The 17,451-nt window shown below is 73.7% G+C and carries 9 protein-coding genes; 6 read left to right on the top strand and 3 right to left on the bottom strand.

Annotated elements, in window-relative coordinates; translation table 11 throughout:
* Nucleotides 1-44: 44 nt before the first annotated feature.
* The gene (locus B9S57_RS10270; protein ID WP_103515221.1) at nt 45-1,028 is read right to left on the bottom strand and encodes a TauD/TfdA family dioxygenase; all 984 of its coding nucleotides are present in this window, start codon (nt 1,026-1,028) and stop codon (nt 45-47) included.
* A gap of 226 nt (nt 1,029-1,254) precedes the next feature.
* Here B9S57_RS10270 and B9S57_RS10265 point away from each other — a divergent pair, with 226 nt between their 5' ends.
* The 6 genes from B9S57_RS10265 to B9S57_RS10240 are packed head-to-tail and all read left to right on the top strand — an operon-like array spanning nt 1,255 to nt 13,609.
* Nucleotides 1,255-2,337 carry a thioesterase domain-containing protein gene (locus B9S57_RS10265; RefSeq protein WP_181011299.1) on the top strand — a complete coding sequence of 361 codons (1,083 nt, stop codon included), beginning with the start codon at nt 1,255-1,257 and terminating at the stop codon, nt 2,335-2,337.
* Nucleotides 2,334-3,125, top strand: coding sequence for a thioesterase II family protein (locus B9S57_RS10260; RefSeq protein ID WP_103515219.1), 792 nt, complete (start codon nt 2,334-2,336; stop codon nt 3,123-3,125). The genes B9S57_RS10265 and B9S57_RS10260 overlap by 4 nt, the downstream gene beginning before the upstream one ends.
* Complete coding sequence (locus B9S57_RS10255; RefSeq protein WP_103515218.1) at nt 3,122-5,260, top strand: amino acid adenylation domain-containing protein; 2,139 nt, start codon at nt 3,122-3,124, stop codon at nt 5,258-5,260. The genes B9S57_RS10260 and B9S57_RS10255 overlap by 4 nt, the downstream gene beginning before the upstream one ends.
* Before the next feature lie 55 nt (nt 5,261-5,315).
* Nucleotides 5,316-5,537 carry an MbtH family protein gene (locus tag B9S57_RS10250; protein WP_103515217.1) on the top strand — a complete coding sequence of 74 codons (222 nt, stop codon included), beginning with the start codon at nt 5,316-5,318 and terminating at the stop codon, nt 5,535-5,537.
* 3 nt (nt 5,538-5,540) lie between these two features.
* Nucleotides 5,541-9,008 carry a non-ribosomal peptide synthetase gene (locus B9S57_RS10245; protein WP_103515216.1) on the top strand — a complete coding sequence of 1,156 codons (3,468 nt, stop codon included), beginning with the start codon at nt 5,541-5,543 and terminating at the stop codon, nt 9,006-9,008.
* Nucleotides 9,008-13,609 (top strand): condensation domain-containing protein, encoded by a 4,602-nt coding sequence (locus B9S57_RS10240; protein WP_103515215.1) that lies wholly within the window; start codon nt 9,008-9,010, stop codon nt 13,607-13,609. The genes B9S57_RS10245 and B9S57_RS10240 overlap by 1 nt, the downstream gene beginning before the upstream one ends.
* 71 nt (nt 13,610-13,680) lie before the next feature.
* Here the strand turns inward: B9S57_RS10240 and B9S57_RS10235 are convergent, their stop codons facing one another.
* Both B9S57_RS10235 and B9S57_RS10230 read right to left on the bottom strand, forming a co-directional pair.
* Nucleotides 13,681-14,943: an ATP-grasp domain-containing protein gene (locus B9S57_RS10235; RefSeq protein ID WP_103515214.1), complete on the bottom strand. Its 1,263-nt coding sequence runs from the start codon at nt 14,941-14,943 to the stop codon at nt 13,681-13,683.
* Nucleotides 14,940-17,402 (bottom strand): ATP-grasp domain-containing protein, encoded by a 2,463-nt coding sequence (locus tag B9S57_RS10230; protein ID WP_181011298.1) that lies wholly within the window; start codon nt 17,400-17,402, stop codon nt 14,940-14,942. The genes B9S57_RS10235 and B9S57_RS10230 overlap by 4 nt, the downstream gene beginning before the upstream one ends.
* Between the last annotated feature and the right edge of the window lie 49 nt (nt 17,403-17,451).

The raw sequence follows: 17,451 nt of genomic DNA, 5'->3' as shown, positions 1-17,451 counted from the left end.
CGGGGATCCGAGGACACGCGCCCCGGCCCGCCGCCGCGGGCGGGTCAGGTCAGCACGGTGCCGTTGCCCGGCCGGAAGCCGCGGCTGCGGCGGTGGTCGAGGTGGACGAAGACCCGGTGCAGCCAGCGGTCGTTCCCGTCGTAGCGGGGCGAGAACGCCACCCGTCCGTGCACCACGATCCGGTTGTCCACGAAGATCATGTCCCCGGGCCCGAGCACCACGTCGGAACGCACCGCCCACAGTGCCTCCCGCAGCTGGACCAGTGCCTTCTCCGCGCCCTCGTCGAGCCCGCCGGTCGCGTTGAAGTCGACACAGATGTCCGGGTCCTCGGGAGCGCCGTCGAGCACCGGCCTCGGGTCGGACCGGTCGTTCGAGCGGAAGGAGGGCGGCGCTTCGGTGAGGAAGCGCGGCTCGTGCAGGACCGTGCGGATCCCGTCGTCGATCAGAGGCAGGGCCCGTCGGATCGACGCGACCTGCGTGCCCACCTGGTCCTCGTGCGCGGGCCGCAGGCACAACAGGCCCACGAAGTCAGGCCGGTGCGGGTGGAAGGCGTTCTCCGTGTGGAACTCCAGGCGCACCGAGCCGCCGTTGCTCTGCGAGTCGGCGAGCGCCGGGACGGGGACCACGTTCTGTACGAGCGCGCCCTGCTTCTCCTCACGGTACGAGATGACCGCCCCGAGCTCGCTGCCCAGCAGCATCGCCAGCGTCGCCGGTGTCGTGGCGGCGCGTTCCACGGAGTCCCGCACGGTGGGCGTGGGCGGGAGCCCCGCGGCCGGCAGGGGCAGGTTGCTGATGGTCAGGGTCCCGTCCGGACCCGCGTCGTAGGCGAAGTCCCGCACGGCCCGTCTCAGCCGGACCGGCACCCGGCAGCTCTCCCGCCGGGCGAGGGTACGCCAGCCCGGATCGTCGATCAGGGCGGGTTCGACGAGAGCGAGCCGCTCCGCCAGTTCCTCCAGTGCGGTCCGCTCCTCACCGGTGAGTCCGAGCAGTGAGGATTCTGTGCCGTGGTCGGCGTTCGCGCTCGCCATCGTTGTCACGCCTGCCTCTCCTCTTCCGCGTTTCTCTGCATCAATGAGGCGATTGCACGGATCCCCGTCTCGGCGACCCCTGGGAAGTCTTCACGGCCACGTGGTGTCATCTCCAGGCAGCGGACCGGCAATTGGATCCTGGCAATTTGCCTGCGGGATGCCTGTACCGCGGGGGGCCCGGAAACGATGCTTTCCGAGAAGCTCGATCCACGAGACGGAGCCCGCCGTGCATTCGAACCAGCGGAATCGAACACAGCTCACCTGCCAGGCAGTCGAGCGCCTGCTGTGCGAGATCAGCGGCGTGCACCTCGGGCGTGCGGTCTCGCCGTACGACGACTTCTTCGAGTTGGGAGGCGACTCCCTCTCGATCATCCAGATCGCCACCGCGGCGCGTGCGCACGGCCTGTCCCTCCGCAGTTCCGAAGTCCTGCGGTTCCCGGTGCCGGCCCGGCTCGCCGAGCGCCTGACCCTCCCGCGCGACAGCGCGCCGAGGGTGCGGCCGGGCGCCCTGGACCCCGGCGCCACCGGGCCCGGCCCCGACTCGGGACCGGTGGAGGTCCGGGTGGTGTCCATCGCCGACGGCGACCCGGCCGGCCGGCTCCACGTGATCCACTCGCAGAGCCATGTCCGGGCCGAGCGGGACGCCGTCGCGGCGTGGGCGGAGGGGCGCGCGGCCGTGGCGCTGCGGCTGACCGGCCCGGGTGGCTCCACTCCGCCGGCCGGATCCGTCGAGCAGCTCGCGGACCGGTACCTGGCCGCTCTGCGGCGACACCAGCCGCTCGGCCCTTACCGGCTGGCCGGATTCGGACACGGGGCGGTGGTCGCCCTCGAGGTGGCCCGCCGTCTGCGCGGCCTCGGCGCCGAGGCCGCCCTGCTGGCCCTGATCGCTCCGCCCGCCGTGTCCGCTCCCGGTGAGGCGCCCGCGGACCTGGACGATCTGCTGAGCCGCAGGCTGGCGATGCTCGCCGGGCGGTTCGCGCTCACCGGTGACGAGAGCATCGAGGACATCCACGCCAGGTTCCACGACGGAGGCTGGTACGAGGACGTGTCCCGGCCGCAGGACCTGCCCGGACTCCAGCGCGCCTGGGCCGGTGTAGCCCTGGCAGTCCAGGAGTACGGCTACCCGCCCTACGACGGACCGGCCGTGCTGGTCGCCGGCAGCAGCACCGCCCACCCGGCCGAGCAGGCCTGGAGCGACGCCCCGGAGCAGCTGACCGTCCACCGGATGGACCTCGCGCTCGCCTCCCCCCTGCCCGTCTTCAACGACCCGCACGTGGCCGCTCTGATGAGGAAGGTGCTCGCCGCATGAACGGCGCTCCCACGACCGCCGCCGCGACGCGGCCGGTCACCAGCCGGTGGATCGCCCGGCCGCGTCCCAACGACGACGCGAGGCTGCGGATCGTGTGCTTCCCGCACGTCGGCGCGGGCGCGGGCGTCTTCCGGCCCTGGCTGGAGCACCTGCCGCCCGAGGCCGACCTGTGCGTGGTCCGGCCGCCCGGCCGGGAGAACCGGATGGGCGAAGCCCCGCTCACCGACGGGCGCACCCTGCTCGACGAAGCCTGTCCGCACCTGGCACCCCTGCTCGACGTGCCGTTCGTCGTGGTCGGCCACTGCTCCGGCAGCGTGCTGGCCTACGAGTTCACCCGCCGGCTCAGTGCCGCGGGCGGCCCGCTCCCGGTCGAGCTGGTGGTCTCCTCCTCCGAGGGACCGTCGATGCGCACGGTGGAGGACCCGCCCCTGTACCGGCTGCCCGACGGCGAGCTGATCACCCGGGTCGTCGGATACGGCGGAATGGCGGAACAAGTCCTGGACGACCCCGACCTGATGGCCATGTTCGAACGCATTCTGCGGGCGGACTACCAGGTCGTCGAAACGCTCGCGTACTCCTCGGGTGCCCCGCTGGAGCTGCCCGTCACGGTCATCGGCGGCCGCCGGGACGAGTTCGTCGGCGCCGGGGCCATGGCCGCGTGGAGCACCGCCACGACCAGGGAATTCTCCCTGCACCTGCTGGACGCGGGCCACTACATCCTCAACGAGGCGGGGGAACGGATGGGACAGATCGCACGACGGCTGCTGGAGAGAGGGGGCGACGGGTGAGCACGGGAGACTTCACACTGCCGGGCGCGTGGCTGTGCGCTGCACCCGCGGAGGCGGGCCACCGTGTCGAGGTGGACTACGCCGACCTCGCCCCCGCGCTGGACGCGCTGGCGGTCTCCGCCGGCGCCGAGCCCTTCGCCGTGCCGGCCGCCGCCCACATCAAGGTGCTGAACACCCTGGTCGAGGAGCCGGCGTTCCGTACGGACGTCCTGCCGGCCGGCGGCCGCGAGGTGCGCGCCATGACGGTGCGGCCGGGCGCCGCGCGCACCTGGCGGGAACTGGTCGTACAGGCCGGGCGAGCCCTGCGCGCCATGCCACCGGCACCCGGGCCGGACGAAGGGGCCTCGCGGGCCGACCGCGTGCTCCTCGCCGCCGCACCCGACACCGCGCCCGCCACGGGCCGCCACGGCCTGTGCGTCGGGGTGTCGGGTGCGCACACCCTGATCCTGCACGCCGCCGGCCACATCGGCGCCGCCGGTCTCGACCGGCTGGCGGTGATGTACCGCCGCGTGCTGGAGGCGATGGCCGAGGCGCCGGACGGCGACGCGGTGACCACCGTCCTGCCCGACGGCGAACGCGACGCCGTACTGCGCCGCTGGGCGGTCGGGCGCACCGTCACCCGTGAACCCGCCGACGTCCTGGAACTCTTCAGGAACCAGGCGGCCAGGACCCCGGACGCCCCTGCCGTCCGGGCCGACGGACGGGCCCTCAGCTACCGCGAACTGGACGAGGCCTCCACGCGGCTCGCCCACCACCTCCTCGCACACGGCGCGAGTCCCGAGGTGCCCGTCGGCGTCGGTCTGCGGCGCGGCCCGGACCTGCTGCCGACGCTGCTGGGCATCTGGAAGTGCGGCGCGCCCTACCTGCCGCTCGACGCGGACCTGCCCCGACCCCGGCTCCGCCACATGGTCTCCGCCGCCGGCTGCGCCCTCATCGTCACCCGCTCGGAACTGCTGCCCGCGCTCGGCCCCTTCGACCAGGGCGAATACATCCTCCTGGACCGTGACCGCGACGCGATCGACACGGCAGGCCTCGACCCCATCGACGTCCCGGTCGGCCCCGCGGACCTCGCCTACGTCATCTACACCTCCGGGTCCACCGGGGCGCCCAAGGGCGTCATGGTGCACCACGGCGGCCTGGCCAACTACGTGCTGTGGACCGCTCTGGAGTACGCGGCCCGCGGAATCGGCGGATCGCCGCACTTCAGCTCGATCGGCTTCGACCTGGGCGTCCCGAGCCTCTTCGCGCCCCTGGTGGTCGGTCAGCGGGTGGACCTGCTGCCCGACCCGCTGGACGCCGCCGATCTCGGTGGGCACCTGCTCGCGGGCGCTCCGTACAGCTTCATCAAGATGACGCCCGGCCACCTGAACCTGCTCAGCACGGACCTCGAACCTGAGGAGGCCCATGGCCTCGCCGGACTGGTCATCGCCGCCGGTGACGCCTTCCCGGTGGAACTGGCCCGGCGCTGGGGCGAACTGACCGGACCCGGCGGTACCCCGGTCGCCACCGAGTACGGCCCGACGGAGATCACCGTCGGCAACTCCGGACAGGTGGTCACCCGTCTGCCGGCCGACGGCCTCGTCCCGCTCGGCCTGCCCATCCCGAACACCGCGATGTACGTTCTCGACGACAGCCTCGAACCCGTCCCCGACGGTGTTCCCGGCGAGGTGTACGTCGGCGGGGCGGGGGTGGCCCGCGGCTACCTCGGCGCCCCCGCGCTCACCGCGGAGCGCTTCCTGCCCGATCCCTACGGGGAGCCGGGAGCCCGGCTCTACCGCACCGGTGACCGAGGCCGCTGGCGCCAGGGCCGGCTGGAGTTCATGGGCCGCACCGACCATCAGGTGAAGATCCGCGGCTACCGGGTGGAGCCGGGTGAGGTCAGAGCCGCGATCCTGCGGTGCCCGGACGTCGGCGACGCGGTCGTCACCGCCTACCCGGGGCCGTCAGGGGCACAGCGGCTGGCCGCGTTCGTCGTCCCCGCCGCCGAAGCCGGCCCCGACCTCTCCCGCGTCCGGGCCGAGCTGGCACAGGACCTGCCCGACTACATGGTCCCCGCCGACCTCCGCACCGTCCGGGAGATCCCGCTGACCGCGAACGGCAAGGTCGACACCCACGCACTGCGGACCCGGCTGTGACCATCCCGCTCCACCCAGACCCACGCATCCGAAGACCTCAGGAAAGCAGGACCCGGTGAGTGATACGGCCGCGGACACGGCGTACCGAGTAGTCGTCAACCACGAGGAGCAGTACTCGATCTGGAACGCGCACCGCGAGCCTCCGGCGGGCTGGCGCGCCCAGGGGTTCACCGGCGACCGGCAGCAGTGCCTGGACCACATCGCCTCCGTCTGGTCGGACATGCGTCCGCTCAGCGTCCGCGGCGGGCAGCGCCCCGCGCAGACCGGAGCGAGGTAGCCGATGACCGCGCTGCTGCCGGAACTCTTCCTGGACCGGGCACGTGAGAACCCCGCCGCACCCGCGGTCGTCTCCGGCCCCCACGAGGTGTCATACCGCGAGCTGGAGGACTCGGCTCGCCGTGTCGCCGGCGCCCTCACCGGACTCGGAGCAGGGCGCGAGTCCGTCGTCGCCGTCCTGATGACACCGGGCCCCGACCTGGTGGCGGCGCTGCTCGGCATCTGGCTGGCCGGAGGCTGCTATCTCCCGCTCGACCCCTACGCCCCGCCCGCCCGGCTGCGTCAGACGGTCGAGGCGGCGGGCGCCCGCCTGGCCGTGGTGGACGAGACGTGGGCCGCCCGGGGCGCCGAACTCTCCCCGACGACCACCGCCCACCGGGTCGACCGGCTCCTGAGGGCGGGCGACCCGGACACCCCGCCGTGCGCCACCGAAGCGCACCGGGCCGCCTACATGATCTTCACCTCGGGCTCCACGGGCGTCCCCAAGGGCGTCGTCGTCGAACACGCGGGCATCGCCAACCGGGTGCTGTGGGGCGTACACGCGCTGGAACTGACGCCCCGTGACCGAGTGCTGCAGAAGACGCCGCTCACCTTCGACGCCGCGGGCTGGGAGATATTCGGCCCGCTGGTCTGCGGTGCCCCGGTCACCTTCGGCCGCGCCGACGCGGGACGCGACCCGGCCGAACTCCTCGCCTCGATCCGCGAGCAGGAGGCCACCGTGGTGCAGGTCGTGCCCACCATGCTGCGCCTGCTCGCCGCCCAGTCGGACCTCGCCTCGTGCAAGAGCCTGCGGACGGTCTGCTCCGCGGGCGAACCGCTGCACGCCGAACTGTGCCGGCGCGTGCTCGCCCAGGTCGACGTGGAGATCTGGAACACCTACGGCCCCACCGAGTGCTCCATCGACGTTCTGGCCCAGCGCTTCGACCCCGCCCAGCTCACCGGCGCCGTCCCGATCGGCCGGCCCATCGACAACGCCCGGGTCCTGGCGCTGCCCGCGGACGGCGACAGCACCGACGGCGACGCCCCGCTGGAGCTCTACCTGTGCGGACCGGGCGTCGCCCGCGGCTACCACCAGGACCCCGCGCGCACCGCCGAGCGCTTCGTGCCGGACGCCGACGGCCCGCCCGGATCCCGGATGTTCCGCACCGGTGACCTCGTACGTCGCCGCCCCGACGGAGCGCTGGAGTTCGTCGGGCGGGCCGACAGCCAGGTGAAGATCAACGGTGTGCGCGTCGAACCCGGCGAGGTGGAGGCCGCGCTGGAGACCCATCCCGAGGTCGTCGAGGCCGTCGTCCGCGCGGTCGACGGCCCCGAAGGCCCCGGCGGAGCACGCCGGCTGGCGGCCTGGGCGGTCACCACACGGCCCGGTGCGGCCGAACGCCTCACCGCCTACCTCCGCGACCGGCTGCCGCCGGCGCTCGTGCCGGCCGTCGTCGCCGAGATCGACACGCTGCCCCGGACCAGCAGCGGCAAGACCGACCGCGCGCGGCTGCCGGAACCCGACTGGTCGCGCGCGCCCGGTACCGTCGCGGCAGCGCGCACCGCCGAGGAGCGCATCGTCCTGGACGCCTGGCGGCAGATGCTCGACACCGACGAGATCGGCCTCGACGACGACTTCTTCCAGCTGGGCGGCCACTCCCTGATGCTCACCCGGCTCTCGGCCCGGCTCACCCGGGCCTCGGGGCTCGCGGTGACACTGCGCGACCTGCACTACGCCTCGACGGCCCGTCAGCAGGCCGAACTGCTGGGCCGGGCCTCGAAGGCGCAGCCTGTCGCCCAGCTGCCGCCCGGTGCCCGGCTGCCCCTCTCCCACGCCCAGGAACGGTTCTGGGTCCTGGACCGGATGGACCCGGGCAACCGTGAGTACCTTCTGCCGATCCTCGTCTGGCTGCCGTCCGAGGTGCCCGCACAGGTGGTCCGGGAGGCACTGGCCCGGCTCGTGGAACGGCACGAGGTGCTGCGTACCCGCTACGGCATGGACGCGCAGGGGCTGGCCGCCGTCGTCGAGCCCCGTGTCCCCGACGCCCTGCGGACCGTGGAGACCACGCCCGCGCAGATGGCCGGCATCCTCGCCGAGGAACTCGCGGAGGGCTTCGACCTGGCGGTCGCCCCGCTGTTCCGGGCGGCCCTGGTCCGGGACGGCGGGCCCGAGCAGCTGCTGCTCCTGGTGTGCCACCACATCATCGGCGACGGCTGGTCCTCCCGGCTGCTCGAACAGGAGCTGCGTGAGACGGTCACGGCGATCCGGGAAGGCCGCGAACCGGTCCTCCCGGAAGCCGCCCTGCGCTACGTCGACGCGGTCGCCTGGCAGAGGGACCAGATCACCGAGGCGCAGTCCGCCGAGCAGCTCGCCTACTGGAGCCGACAGCTGGCGGGACTTCCCCCGCTCGAACTCCCCGCGATCCGGCAGCGCGCCGCCCGGCGCAGCATCGACGGCTCGGGGATCGTCGTGAATGTGCCCGCTCAGGCGGCCGAGGCCCTGATCACCCTCGGCCGCCGGACCGGGGCGACCCCCTACGTGGTCCTGCTGACCCTCTGGACGGTCACGCTCGCCCGAGCCGCCGGGCAGTGGGACTTCGGGGTCGGCTCCCCGCACGCCGGCCGCACCCGTCCCGAACTCCACAACCTGGTCGGGCTGTTCCTCAACACCGTCGTCCTGCGGCCCGAGCTGACACCGGACCTGAGCTTCGCCGAGGCACTCGCCGCCGTCGAGCACACCTGCCGTGAGGGCTTCGCCCGGCACGCCGTGCCCTTCGAAGCGGTGGCCGACGCGGTCGCACCGGCGCGCGAACCCTCCCGCACCGCCCTGTTCCAGAACCTGTTCGCGCTGACCGGTGACGAGACGGTCGGGCAGGTCCCGCGCGAACGCGATCTCGAACTGCTCGGCCGGGCGTGGACGGTCTCCAGGACCGACCTGGCGCTCACCCTGTGGCCGCGCCCCGACGGTGGGTACGGGGGAGCGCTCGAATACTCCTCGGCGCTCTACGACCGGACGGTGGCGACAGGTCTCGCCGAGCGCCTGCGCCGGCTGGCCGAACAGTTCGCCGCCGATCCCGGCCTGGCGATCGGCGCGACCCACCTGGACGAGGACGAGGACGACGACGTGCACCACGACATCGGGACCGACGAGGCCCCGGCCACCCCGGCGCCGGCCGACGGCCCGGCCGCGTGTCCGGACACCGTCCTCGGCTTCGTCCGTGAACTGCTCACCCAGCCGGACGTGGGGCCCGACGACGACTTCATGGCCCGGGGCGGCACTTCGCTGCTCGCGGCCCGCCTGCTGTGGAACGTCCAGAACGTCTTCGGCGTGGAGGTGTCCATGCGTTCCTTCTTCGACCTGCCCACGGCGGCCGCCCTCGCCCGTGAGGTCGCGAGACTCCAGCCGCCGCCGGACACCCAGGTCCCGGACGGCGACCCGACAGCGCACGGTGAAACGACAGCGCACGGTGAAACGACAGAGAGGGACGCCTGATGCCGGCCGCCCGTACCCAGGAGACACGGACGATCGAGACGGTGGACCGGACAGGACCGCTTCCGCTCTCCTCCGGCCAGCAGCAGATGTGGCTGCTGCACCAACTCGCCCCGGCCGGCCGGGCCTATCTGATGACCTGGACGCTCCGGCTCTCCGGCCGGCTGGACACCGACGCCCTGCGCGGGGCGTGGGAGACCCTCGTCGAACGCCATGAGATCCTCCGCACCCGCTACCGGCAGATCGACGACGTACCCCACCAGATCATCGACCCGCCCGGGCCCGTCGACTTCCGCGTCGTCGACCTGGCGGACGAACCGGCCGGGAACCGCGGGACGCGGGCCGGACAGATCGCCGACTGGGAGCGGAGCCGGCCCTTCGACCTCACCCGGCACCAGCCGCTGCGCGTCACGCTGATCCGTACCGGGCCCGAACTGCACCTCATGGTCGTCAACATCCACCACATCGCGTGCGACGAGGACTCCTACCAGGTCGTCTCCGCCGAACTGGCGGCGCTCTACGCGGCCCGCACCACGGGGGACCCCACGGCACTCGGCGCACCGCCGATCCAGTACGCCGACTTCGCCGCCCGGGAGGGGACCCGGACCACGGACGCCGCCCTGCGCCCGCACCTGGACCACTGGCGCGCCGCACTCGACGGCGTGTCGGACCTGCCGCTGCCGCTGGACCGCCCCCGCCCGGCCCGTCCCGACCGGCGCGGCGGACTCGTCGACCTGACGGTCGGACCCGAGACCGCCGCGGCCGTCCACGCCCTGGCGTCGGCGCACCGCGCCACCCCGTACATGGTGCTGCTGGCGGCCTACCACGTCATGCTCGCCCAGCTCACCGGGAGCGAGGACGTGACGGTGGGGATACCCGTCTCCACCCGGACCCCCGACCTGGACGGGCTCGTCGGCTACACGGTGAACACGGTCGCCGTCCGCTCACGGCGCACCGCCGGCCTGCCCTTCGCCGATGTCCTGGTCCAGGTCAGGGAAGGGGTGCTGGACGCGTTCGACCACCGCTTCGTCCCCTTCAAGCGGGTGGTCGACGCGGTGAACCCGGCGCGCGGACTCGACGGGAACCCCTTGTTCCAGGCGGCCTTCGACATGGAGGAAGCCGACGAGGACGGCCGGTTCCGGCTCCCGGGCCTGCGGGTCGAGCGGATCGCGACGGACGCCGTGCCCGACGCCAAGTTCGATCTGACCCTGCACACGGTCACCGCCCCGGGCGGACGGTTCCACGCCCGGCTGGAGTACGCCGCCGCGGTGATCGACGAGAAGACGGCGCGGACCTGGGCCGCGGAGTGGGAGGAGCTGCTCGCCGGCCTCGTCGGCCGCCCGTACGAGCCGATCGGCCCCGCTCCCGCGCGGCCCGCCGCCCGTCCGGCCGACGGGGAACCGGCGCCTGAGCCCGTCCCGTCCGCCGTCCCGTCCCCGACAGTGCCGACCGAGATGATGCACCGCGTCTGGACCGAGGTCCTGGAAACGGACCACATCGGTCTCCAGGACAACTTCTTCGACGTCGGCGGGGACTCGCTGCGGGCCGTGGCCCTGGCCGGCCGGCTGCGTGCGGAGGGCCTGGAGGTGTCGGCCACGGACATCTTCGCCCACCAGACCGTCGAGGAACTGGCCGCGTGGTGCGCGCGGCAGGCCCTCGACGCGGCACCGGGCGGCGCCGCCCTGCCCGCGGCGCTGGAACCCTTCGCCCTCCTGAGCGCCCAGGACCGGGCGGCACTGCCCACGGACGTGGTGGACGCCTATCCGCTCACCGCGACCCAGCTCGGCATGATCATCGAACTGCGGGCCCGCCCGGACATCAACACCTACCAGGACACCACCTCCTACCTCGTCCGCGACGGCGTGGCACCGGACGTCGCGGCACTCCAGGCCGCGGCCCAACTCGTCGTCGACCGACACGAGGTGCTGCGCACCAGCTTCGAACTCAACCGCTACACCGAGCCGTTGCAGCTGGTGCACCGCACCGCGCGGATCGACGTCGGTGCGACGGGACACGGCACGCTCGGCCCGGGCGGCTGGCGGCCCGCGCTGGAGGAGTACGCGGCGTCCGAGCGCCGGGACCCGATGGCCATCACGACCTTCCCGCTGATCCGGGTGCACGCCCACACCGCGCAGGACTCCCCCGAGTGGTGGATCACGATCACGGAGTGCCATCCGATCCTCGAGGGATTCAGCTTCCACACGATGCTGATGGAGATCCTCACCGGCTACGCCGAGATCCGGGAGGGCCGCACGCCCGCCGAACCCGAGCCGGTGCCCTTCCGGTACGCGGACTACGTCGCGGCCGAGGCGGCGGCCCGGGAGTCGCAGGAGGACCGGGACTTCTGGCGCGGCGTCGTCGAGGGCCGCACCGGCACGGCACTGCCCTCCGCCTGGCAGGGCGACAGGGCCCTGGTCCGCGAGCGGTACCAGCACACGCTGGACTTCCGGGACCTGGAGGACGACCTGCGCAGACTGGCGACCGGGACCGGCACCTCGATGAAGGCGGTGCTGCTGGCCGCGCACATGAAGGTGATGAGCATGGTCGTCGCCACGGAGGACTTCTACACCGGGCTGGTGTGCGACGCGAGGCCCGAGGTCCTGGGCGCGGACCAGGTGCTCGGCATGTATCTGAACACCCTGCCGTTCGCCATGCCCACGGATGCGGAGACCTGGGGCGATCTCGTCAGGGCGGTCTACGACGGCCTGACGGAGTTGTGGCCGCACCGCGTCTTCCCGATGCAGGTCATCCAGCAGGAGTTCGGCCCCGGCGGCCGGCTGCTGGACGTCTTCTTCAACTACCTCGACTTCCGGCAGGTCGACGCGTCGCTGATCGACGAGGACGTCACGTACAACGACAACGACAACGAGTTCGCGCTGCACGTCTTCACGATCTCCGGGGTCCTCAAACTCAACACGACCAGCCACCGCCTCGACCGGGAGGCCGCGGCCCGGCTCACCGCCCTCTACCGCACGGTCCTGGAGCGGATGTCCCTCGGCCCGGACGGCGACTCCCGGGCCCACTGCCTCCCCGCCGCCGAGCGCGAGGGACTGCTCCGGCTGGACCGCGCAGCACAGCCCCTACCCGAACCGCGGCCCGTCTCCGAGTCCTTCGCCGCGGTGGTGTCCGCTCACCCAGACGTGGTCGCGGTGCGCTGCGGCGGGAGCGAGCTCAGCTACCGGGAACTCGGCGCCACAGCGGACCGGTTCACCCGGGAACTGCGGGAGCGCGGCGTCGGACCCGGCGACCTCGTCGCGGTCGGAGCCCTCTCACCGGAGCGGGGCCCCGACACGGTCGCCATGCTGCTCGCCGCGGTACGCGCCGGAGCCGCCTTCACCCTCGCGGCGCCCGGCGCCGCGGCCCCGGCCGCCGGCCCGCCGGCCGCCACCCGCCCTGAGGAGATGCCCGCCGGTACGGCCTGCGTCCTGCCCGGTGAGCCGGGGGCCCCGGTGACGCACCACGCCCTGGACCGCGCACTCGCCCGGTTCCGCGGCGAACTGGCCGATCGCGGCGCCGGATCGGAGCCGGGATGCTCCTGGCTCTGCGCCGGCCCCGCCGTCACCCCCACCGGTCTGATCGAGATGCTGACGGCGCTGACGTCCGGAGCCACCGTCGTCATGGTGCCCACCCCGCTGCCGGAGGCCCTTCCCGAGATGAGGCGCCTGATCTCCGCGGGCCGGGTGACCCACCTCGGGACGACGCCGCTGGTCGCGGAGCGGGTCGTCGTCGACCCGCCCCGCCCCCTCACGGTGGTCCTCGGGGGCGACGACGAGGCGGGGCCCGCCCTGCCCGCAGCCCTGCGCGGCCGGGCCCGGGTGATCGAGACCGTCGCCGCCGACGGACTCATCGGCCCGGTCGCCTACGACGGAGTACCGCCGTGCGGTCTGGCCCTGGACGTGGTCGACACCCGGCGCCGCCCCGTACCCGCCGGAGTGGTCGCCGAGATGCGGGTCGACGGCACCGAAGGACCGCACCGCACCGGCCGGACGGCACGCGTCCACCGGTCCGGGCGGCTGGAGCCCATGGGTCCGGCCGCCGTCCACCGGACCCGCGAACTGCTCGGGCTCCACCCCTCGGTGCTGGACTGCCGGGTGGTCGAGCGGCCGGACACAGCCACGGGCGGGCGGCTGCTGGTGGGTTACGTGCGTACGGTCCCCGCCGAGGAGTTCTCCCCGGACGGGATCCGCCGGGCGCTGGCCGGTCGCAGACTGCCGCGCCATCTGATCCCGGACGTCCTGGTGGTGGTGGACGAGTGGCCGCTGACCGGGGCCGGAACCGTCGACCCGGACCGGCTCCCCGAGCCGCCCGGCACCGCGACGGACCCGGCCCAGGGGTACACCGGGCAGGCGCCGGTGCCGTGGGACGCCGACTTCGAGGAGCTGCTGCGCGGGGTGCTGACCGACGTGCCCCAGGACACCGCGCTCGATCCCGACGTTCCCCTGGCCGACGCGGGCCTGAGCTCGATGGCCACGGTCGGCCTCATGGTGGCGATCGAGCAGCTCTACGACCTCGTCATCCCCGACGACTTCCAGATCGTCGACATGTTCCGCACCCCGCGCACGCTGTGGGAGGAGGTCCGCGGGTTCCGGGCAGCCCAGGTCTGACGGGACCTCCGACAACGCCGGGGGCCGGCGCCGACACGGAAGTCGGCGCCGGCCCCCGGCGTTTCGGGACGCTACGCGGATACGGTGACGACCTCCACGGCCTGGGCCGCCGCCAGGGCGTTGGCAGCGGCCTCCTCACGGTCGCCGCCGAGGGCGACGACCTCACCCGCCCGGGACCAGGAGCTGGTCAGAGGAGCCACCCGCCCGCCCGGTTCGACGGACATCCAGACGTCCACGACCCCGGGGAGGGCGCGCGCCGCGTCCAGACCGCGGATCTCCCGCACGGTGCCGGGGGCCGCGTCGAGGAAGCGGACCGCCGCGCCCCTGACCGGGGCGGCGGCCATCGTGGGCGGTCGTCCTTCGAGCACGTCGAGCAGGCCGCGCACCAGGTCGCTGTCGTAGGCGAGTGCGATGAGGAGCGGGATGTAGTCCCCGGGCAGCCGGGCCGCGCACTCCAGGAGATGCGGTGTGCCGTCGCGCAGGATCCACTCGGCGTGCAGGATGCCGCTGCGGAAGCCCGTGGCCGCCACGAGGGTGTGCATCGCCTTCTCGGCCGCCACCGCGTCATCGGCGGCGGCGGGGACCACGTGGCCGCGCTCGACGGGGTGCGGCCCCGGGTAGAGCTGCGTCCCGGTCGTGTTCAGGAAGACGACGCCGCCGTCGTGGACCAGCGCCTCGACGCTGAGTTCGGGGCCGTGCAGCCACTCCTCGGCCACGTAGCCGGCGGTGCCGGCGTGTTCGGTGCGCAGGTTCGCCTCGTCCGCGGCCGCCGTCCGCCGCCACGCCTCGGCGGTGTCGTCCCCGGCGCCGAGGAGCTGGATACCGACGCTGCCCTGGAGATGCGTCGGCTTGAGCACGCACTCACCGCCATGGGCTCCACGGAAGGCCGCCACGTCCTCGGGGCCCTCGACCCGCCGCCAGTCCGGCTGGGCGATGCCCTGCTCCGCCACCCGCTCACGCAGCAGGGACTTGTCACGGAAGGCGCGGACAGCCGCCGTGCCGCCGTTCGGCAGCCCCCAGGACTCGGCCAGTCCGGCCGCGGCGACCACCGTGTACTCCAGCCCCGGCAGCACGGCGCGTACGGTGGCGGGCCGTTCGACGTGCTCGGCGAGCCGCGCCGCACCGGCCTCGTCCTGCACCGGGGCCTCGACCAGACCGGCGGCGCAGGCGAAGCGTGCCAGCTGGCCGGCCACGTCCCTGGCCGCGCACATCGCGGGTTCCTCGACCACCAGCACCGAGCCGGCCGGCAGCACCCGATCCAGCTGGTTCAGCAGGCCGACGCTGTACCCCAGGACCACATGGGAGATGTCCGTGGATTCCATCAGATTGCTCATCGCTCCTCGGCAGGGATGACACGGACGTGGATACGGCTGACCGCCTCGTCCAGGACGCGGTCGCACGCGGCGGCGTCGTCACCGGTGGCGATGACGGCCGCCAGCCGGGGCACGACCCCGCGCGGCGGGAGCAGCAGCGACTGCCCGGCCTCCGCCAGCGCCACCGCACGCTCGACGCCCGGCACCGCGCGTGCGGCGGACACGTCCAGCCGGTCGACGGTGCCGTCCTGTTCGGGGTAGAGGAACCGCACGGCGGCGCAGCGGTCCCGGGTGGGCCGCAGATCGGGGACGACACCGAGCGAGGCGTCCAGGGCCGCCGCCGTCAGGTCGACGCCGGTGGCCAGCCGGCCGAGCAGCGGGATGAAGTCGCCGCCGAGGCGCCCGTTCAGCTCCACCAGGCGCGGCCCGCCCGCGGTGAGCCGCAGTTCGGCGTGGGTCACCCCGGCCGTCACACCGAGCGCCGCGTGGACGCGCGTGACGATGTCGGTCAGCTCGTCCGCCCACGGCTCCTGGCGCCACGGCGACACCAGGTGCCCGACCTCCTCGAAGAAGGGCGGGTAGCCGATCCGCTTGCGCGCCAGGTTGACGCAGTGCACCTCACCGGAGAGGACCACGCTGTCCAGGCTGATCTCCGGCCCGTCCAGGTACTCCTCGACCATCAGGCCGTCGAGCGCGTCGAGACCCGCGAAGGCCGCCCCGGCGGCATGCCGGTGGACCTCGTCGAGATCGGCGGGGGAGCGGGCCAGCACAACCCCGCTGCTGCCCGCCAGGGCGCGCGGCTTGAGGACCACCGGATAACCGATCGCCGCCGCCGCCTCGTGCGCCTCCGCGAGGGACCGCACCACGGTGTAGCGGGCCGACGGCAGCCCCGCCCGCTCCAGCAACTGCCGGGTACGGAGCTTGTCACGGCAGTTGCGCACCGCCTCCGGCGTCATGTGCGCCAGCCCCAGGCGCGCGGCCGCCCGGGCGGTCCGCTCCAGGTGCACCTCGCTCCAGGTCAGCAGGCCGGCCGGTCCGCTGTCCGACTCCAGCAGCCCCGACACGGCCCGGGTCAGGGCATCGACGTCCCCGGTGTCCACGACCTGATGCGCCGTGAGGTACGGCGACTCCCAGTCCGGGGTGGTGTCCCCGACCGCCAGCACCCGGCCGTGCGCCGCCGCGTCCCGGAGCGCGTACTCCCGGTAGGCGCGGCCACCGGATGCGACCACGACCACCCGCGCCGGGCGGGCCGGGTCCACCGGCTCGCAGCGGAAGTCGAGGTGTCGCAGCGTACGGGTGATCGCGCCCTCGACCTCGGCGGAGGTACGTCCCCGGAAGCGGAATCGGGCGCCGGAGTGCTCGTATCCCGGCAGGTCCGCCAGATACCCGCCCGGGGTGGGAAGCCGCTCGGCGTACGGCCCGTCCGCCGCGCCCGTCCGCGACGTCGCGGCCAGGACCCGGCACGGGCGCGCGGCCGGTGTCGGAACGAGCAGCCACCCGCCGTACGCCCCCTCCTCCGCGTCCGGTTCCGCCCCGGGGGAGTGGTCGGGCAGCGGCCTGCCCATCTGCACGTCGACGGTGGCGGCCATCAGGTCGACACCGTGCACCTCGCGCCAGACGAAGGGCACTTCGGCGCCGCCGGGGCGGGCGCCCACCTCCAGGACGTGGAACACCGGGTCGGTGCCGTCGTCGGAGGCGAACAGCTCCAGATGGAAGACCCACGGGTCGGCCGACATCGCCAGCACGGCCCGCCGGGTGAACTCCCCGATGCTCTTCAGCAGTACCGGATCGTCGATCTCGGCCGACCCGAGGGCCGCGCCACGGGCGAAGTCCAGGCAGGTGTTGACGTACCGCGACGCCCGCCACACCCGCAGATCGCCGCCGTCGACGATCCCGTCCACGTGCAGGACCGCGTGCGGGAGGTATGCCTGCACCATGAGCGGGAGGTCCGGAGGGAAGACGTACGCGTCCAGATCGGTGGTGTCGTCCAGACGCGTGACATCCGAACTCGCCGTGCCACGGACCGGTTTGAGGATGACCGGCCAGCCGTGCCGCCGTGCGAACCCGGCCACCGCCCGGTGGTCGGGGGCCGGTTCGGCGGCCGGCACCGGGACGTCCCGCGCGGCGAGCCGCCGCGTCATGGCCAGCTTGTCGCGGAAGGGGTGGAGCCCGGCCGGGGTCTCGCCCGGCACCCCGAGGTCCTCACGCAGCTCCGCGGCGACGTCCAGGTCCACCTCGTGCAGGGCGACGATCCGGTCGGGGCGGCCGTGGAGCGCCACGAGTTCGCCGACCGCGCCACGGACCGCGCCGCGGTCCTCGGTGCTCGGCACGACGCGCACGCCGGCAGCCGCGTCGGGCAGGACCGGACGGGCGCGCGCCGTGGTCACGTAGCTGACCCGCAGGGCGCTGTGGTCGAGGTAGGAGGCGTAGTCGGCGTAGGAGTCGGTCCAACGGTGAAGGACGATCACGTGGGCAGGCACAGGAGGCTCCATGAACGGAAGGTCGTGGTCCGGATCTGTGGGTGAGCCG

This window comes from Streptomyces sp. SM10 (genome assembly GCF_002910915.1).
GTDB lineage: Bacteria > Actinomycetota > Actinomycetes > Streptomycetales > Streptomycetaceae > Streptomyces.
Note: the sequence above shows the minus strand (reverse complement) of the source record. Positions and strands in the feature narration are given on the sequence as shown.

Bases quoted from the DNA above. Each gene is read 5' to 3' on its own strand.
- B9S57_RS10240 (WP_103515215.1), top strand. From the start codon at position 9,008: ATGCCGGCCGCCCGTACCCAGGAGACACGGACGATCGAGACGGTGGAC.
- B9S57_RS10260 (WP_103515219.1), top strand. From the start codon at position 2,334: ATGAACGGCGCTCCCACGACCGCCGCCGCGACGCGGCCGGTCACCAGC.
- B9S57_RS10270 (WP_103515221.1), bottom strand. From the start codon at position 1,028: ATGGCGAGCGCGAACGCCGACCACGGCACAGAATCCTCACTGCTCGGA.
- B9S57_RS10245 (WP_103515216.1), top strand. From the start codon at position 5,541: ATGACCGCGCTGCTGCCGGAACTCTTCCTGGACCGGGCACGTGAGAAC.
- B9S57_RS10235 (WP_103515214.1), bottom strand. From the start codon at position 14,943: ATGAGCAATCTGATGGAATCCACGGACATCTCCCATGTGGTCCTGGGG.